Source organism: Neolewinella sp. (genome assembly GCF_965214665.1).
In the GTDB taxonomy this organism is placed as follows: Bacteria; Bacteroidota; Bacteroidia; order Chitinophagales; family Saprospiraceae; genus Neolewinella.
This window is the reverse complement of record NZ_OZ243970.1, coordinates 3,027,558-3,043,136: the sequence shown is the minus strand read 5'-3', so window position 1 is coordinate 3,043,136 and position 15,579 is coordinate 3,027,558. Positions and strand designations below refer to the sequence as shown.

General features: G+C 60.7%; 15 protein-coding genes. 13 read left to right on the top strand and 2 right to left on the bottom strand.

Going from position 1 to position 15,579, the window contains the following annotated elements; translation table 11 throughout:
• The first annotated feature begins 48 nt into the window (after positions 1–48).
• The 13 genes from ACOOHD_RS13110 to ACOOHD_RS13050 all read left to right on the top strand — a co-directional run bounded on the left by ACOOHD_RS13110 (position 49) and on the right by ACOOHD_RS13050 (position 13,900).
• Positions 49–795, top strand: a complete 747-nt coding sequence (locus ACOOHD_RS13110) for a type III pantothenate kinase (protein WP_420458335.1) — start codon at positions 49–51, stop codon at positions 793–795.
• Positions 785–1,276 (top strand): hypothetical protein, encoded by a 492-nt coding sequence (locus ACOOHD_RS13105; RefSeq protein ID WP_420458334.1) that lies wholly within the window; start codon positions 785–787, stop codon positions 1,274–1,276. The genes ACOOHD_RS13110 and ACOOHD_RS13105 overlap by 11 nt, the downstream gene beginning before the upstream one ends.
• Complete coding sequence (locus ACOOHD_RS13100) at positions 1,255–2,187, top strand: hypothetical protein (RefSeq protein WP_420458333.1); 933 nt, start codon at positions 1,255–1,257, stop codon at positions 2,185–2,187. The genes ACOOHD_RS13105 and ACOOHD_RS13100 overlap by 22 nt, the downstream gene beginning before the upstream one ends.
• Positions 2,188–2,193: 6 nt before the next feature.
• Positions 2,194–3,588 (top strand): hypothetical protein, encoded by a 1,395-nt coding sequence (locus ACOOHD_RS13095; RefSeq protein WP_420458332.1) that lies wholly within the window; start codon positions 2,194–2,196, stop codon positions 3,586–3,588.
• Positions 3,589–3,884: 296 nt separating this feature from the next.
• Positions 3,885–4,424: a hypothetical protein gene (locus tag ACOOHD_RS13090; protein ID WP_420458331.1), complete on the top strand. Its 540-nt coding sequence runs from the start codon at positions 3,885–3,887 to the stop codon at positions 4,422–4,424.
• Positions 4,425–4,535: 111 nt separating this feature from the next.
• Positions 4,536–5,561 carry a hypothetical protein gene (locus tag ACOOHD_RS13085; RefSeq protein WP_420458330.1) on the top strand — a complete coding sequence of 342 codons (1,026 nt, stop codon included), beginning with the start codon at positions 4,536–4,538 and terminating at the stop codon, positions 5,559–5,561.
• Between the two features lie 5 nt (positions 5,562–5,566).
• Positions 5,567–7,114, top strand: a complete 1,548-nt coding sequence (locus ACOOHD_RS13080; protein ID WP_420458329.1) for a phosphate ABC transporter substrate-binding/OmpA family protein — start codon at positions 5,567–5,569, stop codon at positions 7,112–7,114.
• Between the two features lie 126 nt (positions 7,115–7,240).
• Positions 7,241–8,233, top strand: coding sequence for a sensor histidine kinase (locus tag ACOOHD_RS13075; protein ID WP_420458328.1), 993 nt, complete (start codon positions 7,241–7,243; stop codon positions 8,231–8,233).
• 140 nt (positions 8,234–8,373) lie between these two features.
• Entirely contained in the window at positions 8,374–9,477 is a 1,104-nt protein-coding gene (gene gcvT / locus ACOOHD_RS13070) for a glycine cleavage system aminomethyltransferase GcvT (protein WP_420458327.1), read from the top strand.
• A 186-nt stretch (positions 9,478–9,663) separates the two neighbouring features.
• Positions 9,664–10,590 carry a bestrophin family protein gene (locus ACOOHD_RS13065; protein WP_420458326.1) on the top strand — a complete coding sequence of 309 codons (927 nt, stop codon included), beginning with the start codon at positions 9,664–9,666 and terminating at the stop codon, positions 10,588–10,590.
• A 171-nt stretch (positions 10,591–10,761) separates the two neighbouring features.
• Positions 10,762–11,715: a hypothetical protein gene (locus ACOOHD_RS13060; RefSeq protein WP_420458325.1), complete on the top strand. Its 954-nt coding sequence runs from the start codon at positions 10,762–10,764 to the stop codon at positions 11,713–11,715.
• 21 nt (positions 11,716–11,736) lie between these two features.
• On the top strand, positions 11,737–12,510 hold the full coding sequence (locus tag ACOOHD_RS13055; protein ID WP_420458324.1) for a hypothetical protein: 774 nt from the start codon (positions 11,737–11,739) through the stop codon (positions 12,508–12,510).
• Positions 12,511–12,544: 34 nt separating this feature from the next.
• Positions 12,545–13,900, top strand: coding sequence for a Gfo/Idh/MocA family protein (locus ACOOHD_RS13050; protein ID WP_420458323.1), 1,356 nt, complete (start codon positions 12,545–12,547; stop codon positions 13,898–13,900).
• Here ACOOHD_RS13050 and ACOOHD_RS13045 read toward each other — a convergent pair.
• Together ACOOHD_RS13045 and ACOOHD_RS13040 are read right to left on the bottom strand one after the other, a co-directional pair.
• Positions 13,884–15,119: a LamG-like jellyroll fold domain-containing protein gene (locus ACOOHD_RS13045; RefSeq protein WP_420458322.1), complete on the bottom strand. Its 1,236-nt coding sequence runs from the start codon at positions 15,117–15,119 to the stop codon at positions 13,884–13,886. The genes ACOOHD_RS13050 and ACOOHD_RS13045 overlap by 17 nt on opposite strands.
• Positions 15,120–15,137: 18 nt before the next feature.
• The gene (locus ACOOHD_RS13040) at positions 15,138–15,545 is read right to left on the bottom strand and encodes a thiol-disulfide oxidoreductase DCC family protein (protein WP_420458321.1); all 408 of its coding nucleotides are present in this window, start codon (positions 15,543–15,545) and stop codon (positions 15,138–15,140) included.
• Positions 15,546–15,579: the final 34 nt, after the last annotated feature.

Here is a 15,579-nt window from a genome sequence, read left to right as displayed (position 1 = left end):
CTTAAGAACCCTCACCCTGCACTTACGCGTCTTATACCCGACTTTAAGATGAGTGAGTCCGCTCCTACCCTAGTCATCGACATCGGAAATTCCGGCGCCAAAGCCGCCTGCTTCGCCGGAGATGAACTGCTGCCCCCGGTCGTCCGCCTTACGGACGAGAGCGACTGGACGGCAATCGCGGAGCGGGTAACCAACCTTGGGGTACGTAACATCCTCTATGCTACCGTGGCAAACGTGCCGGATCGGCGGTGGCTCGAGAACTGGAAAGCTAGTGGGATTGGCGTCTTTGCGCTCGATCGCAGTCGGCCCCTGCCCTTTGCCTCGGACTATAGCACGCCCGGGACCCTGGGCCAGGACCGGATCGCGGCCGTAGCCGGAACCCTCGGACGCCTACACACCGCCCGGCTTGTGGTCGATGCCGGAAGCTGCGTCACGCTGGACCTGGTCGACCGCCACGATCGCTACCTGGGCGGTAACATCTCCCCCGGTATCGGTATGCGGTTACGGGCCATGCACGAGCAGACGGCCCGGTTGCCCCTGGTTGCTGCCGGAGTCCCGGACGCCACGGTAGGTCGCTCCACCGAGCAGGCCCTGCGGCACGGCGGACAGCTGGGCGTGGTGTACGAGATCGAGGGGCTTTACCGCCGCCTGCTCCCGGCCCATCCCGACCTACGGCTCGTACTGACCGGCGGCGATGCCCCGCTACTGCTTTCCCATTTCTCGCTGGAGGTGTTGCACCTGCCCCACTTGGTCCTGTGTGGACTCAATCAAATCTTGTCGACCTATGTCAGTTAAGCGTTTTTCATCAAGTCCGCTCCTGTTTACCCTGCTGCTACTGAGCCTGCTGGCTGCCGATAAGGTGGTGGCCCAGCAAACTACCGGTACGAACTTAACTGACCTTCGTCCTAAGCAAAATAGCCCCCTCAGCCGTTTTGGCCTGGGAGACCCCATCGATCAGTTTCACGCCGCGCAGTCCGGTATGGGGGGACTACAGACCACCTACCAGGACGCCTTCCACCTCAACCTCCTCAATCCCGCCAGTCTGGCTAGCCTCCAGGCCACCAGTTTCGAGATCGGACTCTACGCGCGCAACTCCGAGCTTTCGGACGCCGGCGGTAGCGCCAATGCCTGGCAGGGGAACATCCGCTACCTTGCCCTGGGCTTTCCACTGCGCAACCCGGTCAACCTAAGTCTCGACCGCCTGCTCAACTCCTGGAATGCCGGCATGGCCTTCTCCCTGCCCCCACCACCCTGGTGGGCTACGACCTGGAGCTGAAGGGTAACGTCGATAGCGAGCTCGGCCCCACCTCCAACCGGCTGAAGGGCACGGGCGGAGCCTACCGCGTCAGCTGGTCTACGGCACTCCGCTACCGGGGGCTTTCCGGCGGGGTAAATGTCAACTATAACTTCGGCAAGATTACCAACAGCCGCATCCTGACCTTCGATAGCATCCCCGCCGCCCTGGCTACCGAGTTTGTCGAGGACTTCAGCATCAGCGGCTTCAACCTGGGCTACGGCGTGCAGTACGCCTTCAACTTTACCGACCTTAGTGAAGAGGGACAAAAGGTCGCCTCCGGTAAGCGCCTCATTCTGGGGGTGAACGGCATGCTGGGGGGGAGCGTCGACACGGATGCTACGCTGCTATTACGCCGGTTCAGTCAACAGAGTATTGGTGGGAGAGTTCCGATCATTCAGGATTCCCTCCGGTCTGAAGGTGCCCTACGGGGCCGAGCCGACCTGCCCGCCAGCTACAACTTCGGCATCGCCTTCGAGGACGTTAACCGGCTGTACATTGGGGCGGAGTACGGCCGGCAGCGCTACGGGGACTACACCAACGATGCCCAGCCGGAGAGCCTGGCTGACGTGACCCGCCTGGCCGCCGGCATCCAGTATATCCCCAACGCTGACTCCTACAACAGCTACTGGAGGCGGGTGCGCTACCGGGCGGGCGTGCGGTTGGAAGACGACCCCCGTACCATCGACGGAGAACAGGCGCGGCGTAATGCCGTTACCTTAGGCGTCGGGATGCCCATTCGCCTACCACGTCAGCAGGTGTCTTTTCTAGACCTTGCCGTGGAATACGGTAAATTTGGCGTCCCCGACGTGCTCGATGAGACCTATGTACAATTTACGCTAGGGTTTTCGCTCAATGACAACTCCTGGTTCTTTAAACGCAAACTCAATTAGACCAATATGTATATCCTTCGTACGCTCGCGCTGCTGCTCGTCCTGTGCGGCTCCAGCGCCCTGGCGAACGCCCAGTGTGTTACCTGGGTAGACTCGCCCCAGAAAGAACAGGCCGAAAATGCCCACGTTGCCTACCGCAACTTCGTTAAGGGCAAGACCGCCGAAGACCTCGCCGCCCTGCCCGACGCTGAATTCACCGACGCCTTCAAGAACTGGAAGACGGCCTACGATATCGCACCGGCCGCCGACGGCAACCGCCCCTTCCACTACCGTGATGGCCGCATGTTCTACCGGGCCATGTACGATAAGGCCACCGATGAGGCCCAAAAGAAGGAGTACGCCGACATGATCTTCACCCTTTACGATCAGGAACTGGCCTGCTACCCCAAGTATGAGGCCTACCTGCTCGGCCGCAAGGGCTCGGACATGTTCTACCTCATGGGCTACAGCGAAGATGCTATGACCACCATCGAAAAGGCCATCGACGAGGGCGGTAACGACACCGAGTACGTCGTGCTAGCTCCCCTGGGTAAGCTGCTCAACTACTACTTCAAGGAAAAGGCCATCGACAACACCCGCGTCCGGGAGCTCTACGATAAGGCCGCCAAGGTAGCCGACTACAACATCGAGAATAACGAGACCTATGCCCCCTACTACCAGGCCGGTAAGGACAACCTCGAGGCCGACGTGCTAGAATTCGCCGATGAGATCTTCGACTGCGACTACTTTAAGGGCTTGCTACTGCCTAAGGTCGATGAGAACAAGGACAGCATCAACATCCTCAAGTATATCGTCACCAAGCTGAAGGCCCAGGGCTGTGACTCCACCGATGCCGACGTAGTACGCGTACAGAATATGTACGATGAGCTCTACGCCGAAAAGGCCGACGAGTACGAGGCCGAACGCCGCCGGCTCAACCCCCTCTACGAGGGCAGCGAGCTCTACAACGAGGGTAAGTTTGACGAAGCCGTACAGGCCTACGAGCGCGGCATCGAGGCTACCGACGACAACGACAAAAAGGCCCAGGCCTACTACCAGATCGCCCAAATCCAGCTGGCTAAGCTCGGTCAGTATAGCTCCGCACGCGCCAACGCCAACCGCGCCGCCGAGCTCAAGCCGGGCTGGGGCAAGCCCTACATCCTGATCGGCGACATGTACGGCCGCATGAGCAGCAACTGCGGCGATGCCTGGGAGCAGCGCCTCGCCGTACTGGCCGCCATCGATAAGTACAATTACGCCAAAAGCATCGACGGCGAGGTAGCCGGTGATGCCAACCGCCGTATCGGCAACTACCGCGAATCCATGCCCATCCGTTCGGAGGCCTTCTCCCGCAACATGAAGGAGGGGGACCGCGTGTCCGTAGGCTGCGGTATCGGGGAGACGGTGACGCTGCGCTTCTAACTGTAGCGATCTGTAGCGACGGCTTCAGCCGTCATGCTGCTATAGAGGCCCGCCTGACACAGTCAGACGGGCCTTTTATTTAAAGCAACTTACCTTGACCACCTATGCAGCTTGGTGACTAAAGTCGCCGCTACACGTGCACTATGTGGAAAAATCTGAAAGGCTACTTCATCGTAGAGGAGGAAGGCAAACCGCCGAGGGCTAAATCGACCCTGCCGGACAAACGAAGCGAGGCTCAACGAACTGCTTCTACCACGTCCCCCGCACCTGGCTTACATCTAGGGCCCCAACCCCAGATGACGCAGCCCACTACCGATGGAAAGGTAGCCGATAAGTTCGTAGAGGTACTCCTACAGGCCATGGAGCGTGCCAACCTGCCCGGCTTCGACTACCTGGAGTATAAGAAGGCGCTGCAAAACCTGGAGAAGATGAACTTCGACGAGGGCATGCGCTTCCAGACCGCCTACGCCGCCGCCCAGAGTATGGGGGTGACGCCGGCGCAACTGACCGACTCGGCCGCCCACTACCTGAGCGCGCTGAAGGTGGAACAGGACAAATTCGCGGCGGCCATGCAGAAGCAGCAGGACGAGCAGGTGGGGAGTAAACAGGATGAACTCAAGCGCCTGGACGGGCTGGTGGCCGAGCAGGAGACTAAGATCAAACAGTTGCAAGAACAGATCGGGAAAACCAAAGCGCGGCAACAGCAGCTACAGCAGACGATCGGGGAGAGCCAGGCCAAGATCCAGTCGACGGCCGCCGATTTTCAGAAAACGTACGATACGATTGCCGGCAGTATCACCGCCGATATCGAGAAAATGCGGCAGTACCTGAAATAGTCGATAAATTAGGGGCACTGGTCGAGGCGGGCAAACTTGCCGCGCGGGCTAACCTTTAATGGGGAAAGCCGTTCGTTATCTTTGCTGACGGCCCCAAAATTTGCACGAACTATGGAAGGAACACAGATGAAACCAAAATCCTTCTGGCAGCGGCCGGAGGGTGTGACCGGACTCCTCTTCCTGGTGGCCCTGGTGGGTATACTGGGTTACGTGGTGGTCTCCTTCGGCGCGGCGATCCTGAGCTTCATCGGTACCACAATCGGACTGGTTGTAGCCGGCCTCATCCTGATGGCCCTGATCTACATGGTCCTGGACCCGAAGATGCGCAACCTGGTCTTTTACATGTACAAAAGTGTGATGCGCGCCATCACCGGCATGTTCGTGCAGATCGACCCCATTGGCATCCTCAAGACCTACGTCGAGGAGCTACAGGGTAACCTGCGCAAGATGAATAAGCAGATCAGCCAGTTGCGCGCCCAGATGCACAAGCTCAAGGAGGTAATCGTGAACAACGAGCGCGAGATCAGCTCCAACCTTAAAATCGCCGGTAAGGCCAAGGAGACCAATAAGCGCAACGTAATGATCCTGAAATCACGCCGCGCCGGCCGCCTCAAGGACAGCAACATTCGTCTGGAGGAACTGTACAAGAAAATGGAGGTGCTCTACCGGGTGCTGACCAAGATGTACGAAAACAGCTCCATCCTGGCCGAGGATATCCAGGACCAGGTGATGGTCAAGGAGCAGGAGCGCAAGGCGATCCACGCCAGTCACGGCGCGATGAAGTCGGCGATGAGCGTGATCCAGGGCGATCCCGACCAGCGGGCTATGTTCGATATGGCCATGGAGAGCATCACCGAGGACGTGGCCAACAAGGTCGGCGAAATGGAGCGCTTCATGGAGGTATCGGCCAACTTTATGGACTCGGTCGACCTGCAGAACGGTGTCTTCGAAGAGGAGGGCCTTAACATGCTCGAGCAGTGGGAAAAGGAATCGAACAGCCTGCTACTGGGCGAGGAGAAATCCACCCTACTGCTACAGGCCAACAACGACAGCGACGTACTGGACCTGGATGCGCCCATGCCGGAGCGGCAGCGGCAGACGGGCAGTACGAACCAGTACGACTCTTTTTTTAACTAACATACATGGCACGCCTCACCACCTTCAGTAAACTTCTCATTACCGTTCTCATCCTGCTGTTGATTGTCTTCGGCGTCAACTACCTCACGGATGGCCAACTGCTCGCCGGTGTTCTGGGCAACGGCACCGAGCAGACCGACGACAGCTACGACCGAATAGATAGCGACGGCGATCCCATCCGCGTAGGCGTAGTAACCTGGGGCGGGTACGCAGGTGGACAGTACTTTAACGAGGGGTTCAAGCCCTCCGCGGAGAGTCGCTTCCGCAAGGAGTATGGCATCGATGTAGAGTTTGTCCTGAACGACGACGTGCCGGCCAGCCTAAACGCCTTTAAAAACGGAGACATCGACGTACACTGGTACACCATCGACGCTATGCCGACGATCATGCCGGAGCTGGCCGACTTCAACCCGGTGGTGCTCTGGCAGTCGGACTGGTCGCGGGGCGGGGATGCTATCGTGGTCAAGCGGGGCATCAACTCCGTGGCTGACCTGAAGGGCAAGACCGTGGCGGTGGCTGAGCTGACACCAAGTCACTCCTTCCTGCTGTGGCTGCTTGAGGCCGGGGGACTTACCGTAGACGACATCAACATCCAGGGGGTACCCTCAGCCATTGATGCCGCAGCGGCCTTTAAGAGCGGGAACGTAGATGCGGCCGTAGTCTGGTCGCCGGACGATGAGCTTAGCGTGCGTGCCGTCACCGGAGCGAAGGTGCTGGAGAGTACCCGCTCCGCCTCCAACATCATCGCCGACGTGTTCTTCGCCAAGCGCGACTACGTGGAAGCTAACCGCGACCGCCTCGAAAAACTCTACGAGGGCTGGATGCGCGGGGCGGCTGAGATCAACGCCAGCGAAGCCAATAAGCAGCGGGCAGCTCGCATCATTGGCCCTGAGATGTCGCTGACCGAGGACGATGCCGTAGCCATGATCGACAACGTGCGCCTGACTACCCACGGCGACAACGTGAATTTCTTCGGGCAAAATCCCGACTTCCGCGGCGTGACCGGCGGGCAGTTATACCGCAAAATGGAACAGGAGTACCGCAACCTCGGCCTGATCGATGGCCGGGTGCCGGACTTCCGCCAGGCCAGCTACGGCGCGCTGGTCATCAATGCCAACGACGATCTGACGGGCAGTGAGAACGCCGCTGAGCCCAGTGCCACCTTCGACCGGGTCGACGAAGCCGAGGGCGATAACCTGGAGGCCATCGCCACCAAACGGGTGAGCATCAATTTTCCGACCGGCGTGGCTACGCTGGACGACCGCGCTAAGGAGATCATCGATGACGAGTTCGTACAGATCGCTAAGGCCTTCGGCAATGCTCGCATCCGCATCGAGGGGAATACCGACAACACCGGTAGTGCTGCGACTAACCAGACGCTGAGCAAAAGCCGCGCCCAGGCCGTGGCCGACTACTTCTCCAGTGAGTACAATATGGATCCTAACCGCTTCATCATCATTGGTAACGGCCCCAGTAATCCCATCGCCAACAATAGCAGCGAGAGCGGTCGGGCTTTAAATCGGCGTACGGACTTCGAGCTGGTGCGGCAGTAGGCAAGGATCCAAGGTCGAGCGGCCTCCGGCCCGAGCCTGCGACACCAGCTACGAAGTGGCGAGGCCACTTCAACTTATATGGTTGCACGGCTCTGCTCGGGCCGGAGGCCACTCGACCTTACCTCTATGCGGCGTCTACCGGTAATCAGCTACGCCATCATCGCCTACATGCTACTGGCCTTCGGCTGGTGGTCCATCCTGCTGCTGCGCAAAAACGAAGAGGCTCACAACGCCCGGGTAGATAAACTGGCCATCGAGCTAGCGGTACAAAAGCGCATAGACCAGCCGAGCGACTTCCGCCTGACCGAAAACTACCAACTCCTCACCGACCGCTTCGAGCGGCAGCAGCGCATGATCCTGGGGGAGGCCCTGCTGCTGGTGCTGAGTCTGGCCGGGGGCATTTACCTATTGTTTCGTAACCTGCGCAAGGAGATCAGCGCCGCCGAGCAGCAGCGCAACTTCCTGCTCAGCATCACCCACGAACTGAAGTCACCCCTGGCTGGCATCCGGCTTATCCTAGAAACCTTCCAGAAGCGCCGCGAGCTCCAGCCGGAAATTCAGCAGAAGCTCAGCACCAACGCCCTGGCCGAGACCGACCGCCTCACCGCCCTCGTAAACGACCTGTTGCTGAGTGCCAAACTAGAGAACGCCTACCAGCTCAACCGCGAACCGGTTGATTTCGGTGAGCTGGTACAGGATGCCGCCGACCGCGTGGCCATGAAGTACAAAACCGCCCGGTTGAACGTGGACATTGAGCCCGATATCCCGCCTATCTCCGGCGACCGCCCGGGCCTGACCAGCGTAGTAGTCAACCTGCTGGAGAACGCCGCGAAGTATTCTCAGCCAGAGCCGGTCATCCACACCAGTTTGCAGAAAGGGGGAAGTAGCGAGATCGTCTGGACCGTCGAGGATAATGGCCTGGGCATTCCCGACCGAGAAAAGCGGCGGGTGTGGGCCAAGTTCTACCGGGTGGGCAATGAGGATACGCGGAGTACGAAGGGCACGGGGCTGGGACTATTCATCGTCAAGCAGGTGATCGATAGGCACGGGGGGCAGATCGAGCTGGTGGATAATGTGCCGCAGGGGTCGGTGTTTCGGGTGTATCTACCAGTGAGTTGAGGATCGCCTGGCGGCGCTTGGGTTTAACCACAGAGTTCACAGAGGGCCGCAGAGGTGTTTTTAGGTGTGACATATCTCTGCGGCCCTCCATGTCCTCTGCGGTTCGATAACTTAACTTGCGGCGCCCAACCTACCCATACATGCTCACCACCCCCCTCATTAATACCCACCGTCACCTAGACGCCAAGCTCGTCAACTTCGCCGGCTTCGAAATGCCGCTTTCCTACACCTCGCTCAAGGAGGAACACCAAGCAGTACGCGAAGCCGCCGGTATGTTCGACGTTTCGCACATGGGCGAGTTCATCATCCGGGGCGAGGGAGCCACGGCCCTGGTACAGTACGTGACGAGCAATGACGTAGGTAAGCTCACGGAAGGTCAGGCCCAGTACAGCTGCCTGCCGCGGCCGGAGGGCGGGATCGTCGATGACCTATTAGTATATCGCCTACCCGCCAATCCTAAAATGGGCATGAGCGGCACCCACCCGAGCTATATGTTGGTGGTCAACGCTAGCAACATCCAGAAGGACTGGGACTGGATTGAGCAGCACAACTCCTTTGGGGCGGAGATGCTGGACATCAGCGACCGTACAGCGCTGCTGGCCGTGCAGGGGCCGAAGGCGGTGGAGATCCTACAGCCCTTGACGGATGTAGACCTGGCCGATATCCCCTACTATAGCTTCGTTCGGGGGGCAATTGCGGGTGTTGACAACGTCATCATCTCCGCCACGGGCTACACCGGCTCCGGGGGCTTCGAGCTCTACCTGGATGCGGACCGGGCGGAGCAGGCCTGGAACGCGATCCTACGGGCCGGTAAGCCGCACGGACTACTACCCGCCGGACTGGCCGCCCGCGATACGCTGCGCCTCGAAAAGGGCTACTGCCTGTACGGCAATGACATCGACGATACCACAAGCCCCCTGGAGGCCGGTCTGGGCTGGATCACGAAGCTGAATGGGGAAAACTTCATTGGTAAGGACTTCCTAATACGGCAGAAAGCCGAGGGTATTCCCCGCCGCCTAGTGGGCTTCCGCGTACACGACCGGCGGGCCCCGCGCCACGGTTATCCCATCCAGAACGAGGCCGGGGAGGTGATCGGAGAGGTGACTAGCGGCACCCACGCCCCGAGCCTGGACTATCCCCTGGGTATGGGCTACGTGAAGGATGGCTACCAGCAGCTAGGCACGAAGCTACTTATTGACTTAGGGCGAAAGACAATGGAGGCGGAGGTCATAAAATTGGGCTAAGATTCAAGGTCGAGTGGCCTCCGGCCCGAGCCTATAACGTCAGCGATGAAGTGGCGAAGCCACTTCTGCGTGTACTGCTGTACGTCTCTGCTCGGGCCGGAGGCTACTCGACCTTGGCTAATAGGGAACCAACCCAAGGGGTGAAGTGTACTTGTACACGTTCCCACACCCTACACTCCCCCGCGCATGATCCTCTACAAGACCAACGACAACTGGTTCGGTGACGTAGCCCACCTGACCAGCAGCTACACCATGGAGCGCATCCTTAAATCGGTGCTCTTCCTGGGGCTCTACGCCGCGGCGATCGAGGGGAGCATCCTGCTCTTCGATCTGCACGACTACCTGCAGATGGACACCACGATCTTTTCCCTGCTGGGGGTTATCCTATCGATCTTCCTCGGCTTCCGCACCAGCACGGCCTACGACCGCTGGTGGGAGGCCCGCAAGCAGTGGGGTGCCCTGGTCAACAACACCCGCAACATGGCCATCTACGTCGATAGCATGTGGCCGGAGTCAGATACCGGCATTCGTCGCTTCATGGCCAAGCACATCTCTAACTTCTGCCTTGCGCTGGCCGAGCACCTGCGCGCCGGTACTAAGCTCGATAAGCTGGTCTACCTGGCCCCCGAGGAGACGGCTTACTACCAGACCAAGGACCACATTCCCAACTTCATCGCCCTGCGCATCTTCCAGCGCATGGCCGCCGCTCACCGGGAGGGCACCATCAACGAGGGCGACTACATCAACATCAAGGCCCAGCACCAGAGCCTGCTCGATATCCTGGGTGCCTGCGAGCGCATTAAGAAGACGCCCATTCCCTTCAGCTACGCGGTGTACCTGAAGGTCTTCGTCTCCGCTTACTGTCTGCTGCTCCCCTTCGGACTGGCCGAGCCCTTCGGCTGGGCCATGGTACCCCTCACCATGCTTATCTCCTTCGCCCTACTGGGCATCGAGCTCATGGGCGAGGAGATCGAGGACCCCTTCGGCCTCGATTGCAACGACCTACCCACCGGCGACATCGCCCACACCATCAGGCGCAACGTTTTCGAGCTCCTCGAGGACCGCACCCCCGCCGAGGAGCACCAGAAGGAGCTCTACGAGAAGGTGTTTTAGGTAGTAGCAGTGCGATGCGGCCGGAGGCCGCATCGTACCATTCGTCGATACATTCCGAGGAGTGCTCGAATGCTTTTGTGAAACCAGGTGCTAACCCCCACTTTAGCACCATGCAACGGCCCTACCCCCGCTGCCGTCCTTCTTCACAAAACCGCAACCGACTACTCCACCATGTTACGCACCACCGCCCTTCTGCTCTTCTTCCTGACCGCCTCGGCCTCGCTGCTGGCGAAGAAGGGCGAGAGCATTTTCGACCGCTGGAGCCACATGGAACACAAGACCATCGAGTTCCACCTGGACCTCGACAGCCTGGAAGCGCTGCGCTACTCCGCATCCTCTATCCGGGGCACCGTGATCGACAATGGGCGCACCTTCACCCTCAACGTCAGCGTACGGGGTCGCTTCCGTCGCCGCACCTGCGCCCTGCCGCCCATGAAATTGCAGTTTGATAAGGACATGCTGCGCCTGGCCGGGCTCAATACCCACAACGACTATAAACTGGTCACCCCCTGCACCGAGGAGGCCGCCGGGCAGGACGCTATCCTGCGCGAACAGCTCGCCTACGAGCTTTACCAGACCATCGACCCCGAGGCCAGCTTCCGCACCAAGCTGCTGACCATCAACTACGTCAACACCGCCGACGGCAGCACCACCACCAGCTACGCGATCCTGATCGAGGACACCGACGAGCTGCAGCACCGCCTCCAGGCCGATAACTGCAAAGATTGCTACAACGCCCCCCTGGCCGAGTACGCCAATGCCGAGCAGATGACGCTGTTCCAGTACATGATCGGCAACGGTGACTTCAGCACCCTCCTGGCGCGTAACCTCAAACTGCTGCGCACCGATGATGGCCGGCTCACCGCCGTACCTTACGACTTCGACTTCAGCGGGCTGGTCAACCCTTCTTACCTTAACGATAAGGTCAAGCAGCGCAGCCTCGTTTGGGAGTTTGCCGACGCGCCTGACCTAAGCCAGGCCACCACGGATTTTCTGGCACTAGAGGATACCCTACTCCAACAGGTAGCAGGCTACACGCTGCTCGATGGAAGCAGCCAGCGCGAGATCACCAAGTACCTCCGGGGCTTCTTCCGCGAGCTGCGGGCCGGCCGTGTCACCCTCTAGCGCCGGGCGTACCTTCGTGCCATGTCCGCCGCGCATGCCCTGACCTTTTACCTGCCGATCCTCCTGATGGCCGTCAGTCTGCTGGCGGCCATCGGTATCGGTAGCCTGTTCTTCCTCAAGCGCAGCGGGGAGGTACGCGCCAACCGCCTGTACGGGGCCCTACTCATCGCCGGTGGGCTCACCCAGCTACACTTTCTGCTGCTCTTTTCGGGCCTCACCGACCGCTATCCGGCCCTGGAGTTCCTGCCCATCTACTTCACGCTCTGGCTGCCGGTGCTGCTGTTTTTTCACGTCAAGATTAGTCTCTACCCCGGTTATCGCTTCCGGCTTGGCGACCTGAAGCACTTCATTTTCCCCTTCGCGCAGCTGCTGTTTTTCGTTTCCATCTGGCTGGTGCCTACCTTTCGGCGGCCGGAGGGGCGCTACTTTTACAGTCCGTTCTATGGGGGACTAGAGCAGGCCCTGTACCTCGTGATCTGGCCGGCTTACATCATATTTGCCTACCAGTACCTGCGGCGGCGGCGGGGCCAACTCGGGCGTAAGTCCCTGCCCCGTCTCCTATGGTACCTCCGTAAGCTGCTGAAGGGTAGTATGTTATTCGTCATTGCCTACGCCATCCTGGCCGTGAGCGATTTCGTGAGCTACAACTACCTCTTTGTCGACATGCGCGAGCAGGCCTGGTACGCCGGGGCGCAGTCCTTGAGCTACACGGTCCTCTTGGTCTGGCTCAGCGTGTACGGCTTCCAGGTGCTGCTCTGGGGCCGCCGTCTGCTCCGCTCCAGTGCCATTGACTGAAAGTAGCCTACCTTTTGGGGCAAAGCCACCTAGTATGCCCCTCGACCGCCGCAAATTTTTACAGACCACCACCGCCGCACTTACCAGCAGCACATTCCTGCGGGCGGGGTACGCCGGTGCAAACTCCCTAGGGGAAGGCCCTCTGCGCGTCGCCGTGCTCGGTAGCGGGCTGCGGGGGCAGAACCACATTCGCGTCCTACTCACGCAACCGGAGGTGGAGGTTACCGCCATCGCCGACATTGACCCGGAGATGGTACGCCGTACCCACGAGGTCTTCGACGAGGCCGGGCACGACCGCCCCACCGTGTACGACCGCGGACCGGAGGACTACCGCCGCCTACTGGCCGAGGCCACCGTCGACGCCGTCATCATCGCCACCCCCTGGCGCTGGCATACCGTGATGGCCGTTGCCGCTCTGCGGGCCGGCAAGTACACGGGCATGGAGGTAGCCGGAGCCTTCAGCATAGACGAGTGCTGGGAGCTCGTGCGGGCGCAGGAGGAAAGCGACACCCACCTGTTCTTTCTCGAGAACGTCTGCTACCGGCGTGACGTCATGGCCGTGCTTAACATGGCCCGGCAAGGGGTATTCGGAGAGCTGCTGCACCTGGAGGGCGGCTACCAGCACGACCTGCGGGCGGTGAAGTTCAACGATGGCAAGCAGCCCTACGGGGGTGGGGTGGAGTTCGGCGAGAAGGCCTTCCATGAAGCGCGCTGGCGTACCCAAAACAGCGTACACCGCAACGGCGATCTATACCCCACCCACGGCCTCGGCCCCGCCGCTAATCTGCTCAACATTAACCGGGGCAACCGCTTCGTGGGCATCAGTTCCATGGCCACCAAGGCCAGGGGTTTACATAAGTACATCGTGGACCAGGCCGGCCCCAATCACCCCAATGCCGGTGTAGCGTTTAAGCTCGGCGATGTGGTGACCAGCATGCTATCCACCCAGAACGGCGAGGTGGTCGTACTACACCACGATACCAACTCGCCGCGCCCCTACAGCCTGGGCTTCCGCGTGCAGGGCACCAACGGCATCTGGATGGACGTTAACGACAGCATCCACATCGCCGGCGAATCCCCCGAGCACCAGTGGGAGCCGGCCGCCACCTGGCTGGAGCGCTACGATCACCCCTACTGGCGGGCGGAAGGAGAGCTGGCTGAGGGGGCCGGGCACGGGGGTATGGACTACTTCCTGATCAAAGACTTTGTGCGCGTGGCCCGGACCGGTATAGCGCCACCGATCGATGTGTACGATGCGGCCACCTGGCTGGCCGTGACGCCGCTTTCGGAGCAGAGCGTGGCAACGGGTGGCACCCTGCAATCCTTTCCCGACTTTACCCGGGGCCGCTGGATGGACCGCCCGGCCGACTTCGCTACCGCAGAATGGTGACGCTACCCGTGCGGATCAGCTCTTCCTCCCCACAGCGGTAGACCGCCCGCCAGAGCATCACGCCGGGATTGACGGGCTGGCCCTCGAAGGTGCCGTCCCAGCGGGCGAATCGATCGTCCGTCCGGAAGACCTGTCCGCCGTAGCGGTCGTACACCTCAAAGCTCAGCAGCTCACCGATGGCAAAGGGGTTAGAGATGCCGAAAGTCTCGTTGGCCACCGGCCCGATACCGTTAGGGGTAAAGGCTTTGGGGACGAAAAGGGTAGTGCAGTCGAGGTCTTCGGGGTCGATCACCTGCAGCACCAGGCTGTCGCGGGCCACGCAACTGCTGACGTCGTCCTCGATCCGCACCCGGAACACCCGCCGGCCGGCGGCCGTGGGGGTGATGGTGGGCTCGGCGTCCGTGGGATCGACTACCGGATCCGGGGGCGTCCAGCTGAAGGAGGTACCGCAGTTGCTGTTCAGGTCTACGGTGATACTCTGTCCCAGGAAGAGGTTGGTAGGGGGGGTGAGGACGCGGTCCGGAAAGAGGTATAACTCCTGCACCTCCTCGGTCAGCAGCGGGCGGCCGTAGATGCGCAGTTCGTCGACGAGGCCGATGAAGTTGGTAACCGTAGAGTCCTCGCAGGCAGAGGCCCCTATAAGGAGGTCACCGGCATTGTCGACGTTTACGCGCTGGGGAGAGGTGGCATCGGCGACTTCCAGGCCGTTGATGAACAGCCGGATGCGGGTGTTGTCGCGCACCAGTACGAGGTGCTGCCAGCAGGACTGATTAGTGAGGGTGTATTTGAGGGCGGTGACCTCCCCGGCGGCTCCGGTGAGCTCGACGGTCACGGTACGGGGGGCTACGTCGTAGCGGATGGAGAAGGCGGGCTGCACGGCGCAGTTCGTGTCGCGCTTGGCCAGAAGGTACTGCTGGCCTACAGAATCGAGCGATTTGAAGTAAAAGCTCACGCTGAAATCCTCGTCATCGAACTCCCGGTTGACGTTGTTAGTGGCCCCACCGGGGATGCGCACGAAATCGCCCGGGCCGCCCAGGAGTAGCGCCTCACCCAGTACCCCGCAGTCGTAGTCGATGACCCCCTCGGGGCTCCCCAGGTTCGTAGGCTCGCCGGTGGCGTCGCCCAGGTTACTCTCGAAGGGGTAGTAGGCGGAGAGCCCCAGATCGGTCTGGGCCGAGGCGGTAAGGGAGGCAAGCAGGAAGAACAGCAGCAGGCGCATACGGTGGGGGGCGGGTAGCTAGGTAGAAACGAAGCGCGCCCTCCACTCCGGGCGCGGCAGCATGCATTCGGCCCGCGCTCCGAACCAGCGGTAGCGGTTGCGGCCGACCAGGTCGTACACCCAGTCACGCAGGGAACGCGGGAACAGGCGAAGGTAGTACAGGGTGGCGAAGGAGCCCCCCATCAGCCGGGCGGTACGTAGGGCGGCCTCGCTGCGGGTATAGGCGGTGCCGTTTTCGTAGAGCACGAGTGACTTGAGGGCCTCGGGGTCGATGCCTAGTTGGGGGAGGAGCTCGGCGGCAAGCTCTGACTGTAGGCTAGCAAACTTGAGCTGGCCCCGCCGGTCGTATTTTAGGACGGTCTGTACCGCGCCGTTGCAGAGGTTGCACACGCCGTCGAAGAAAAGTACGGGGGTAGGGTAGTCCATGGTAGGGTGGGAACGCCCGGGGGGGCGCTTAGTT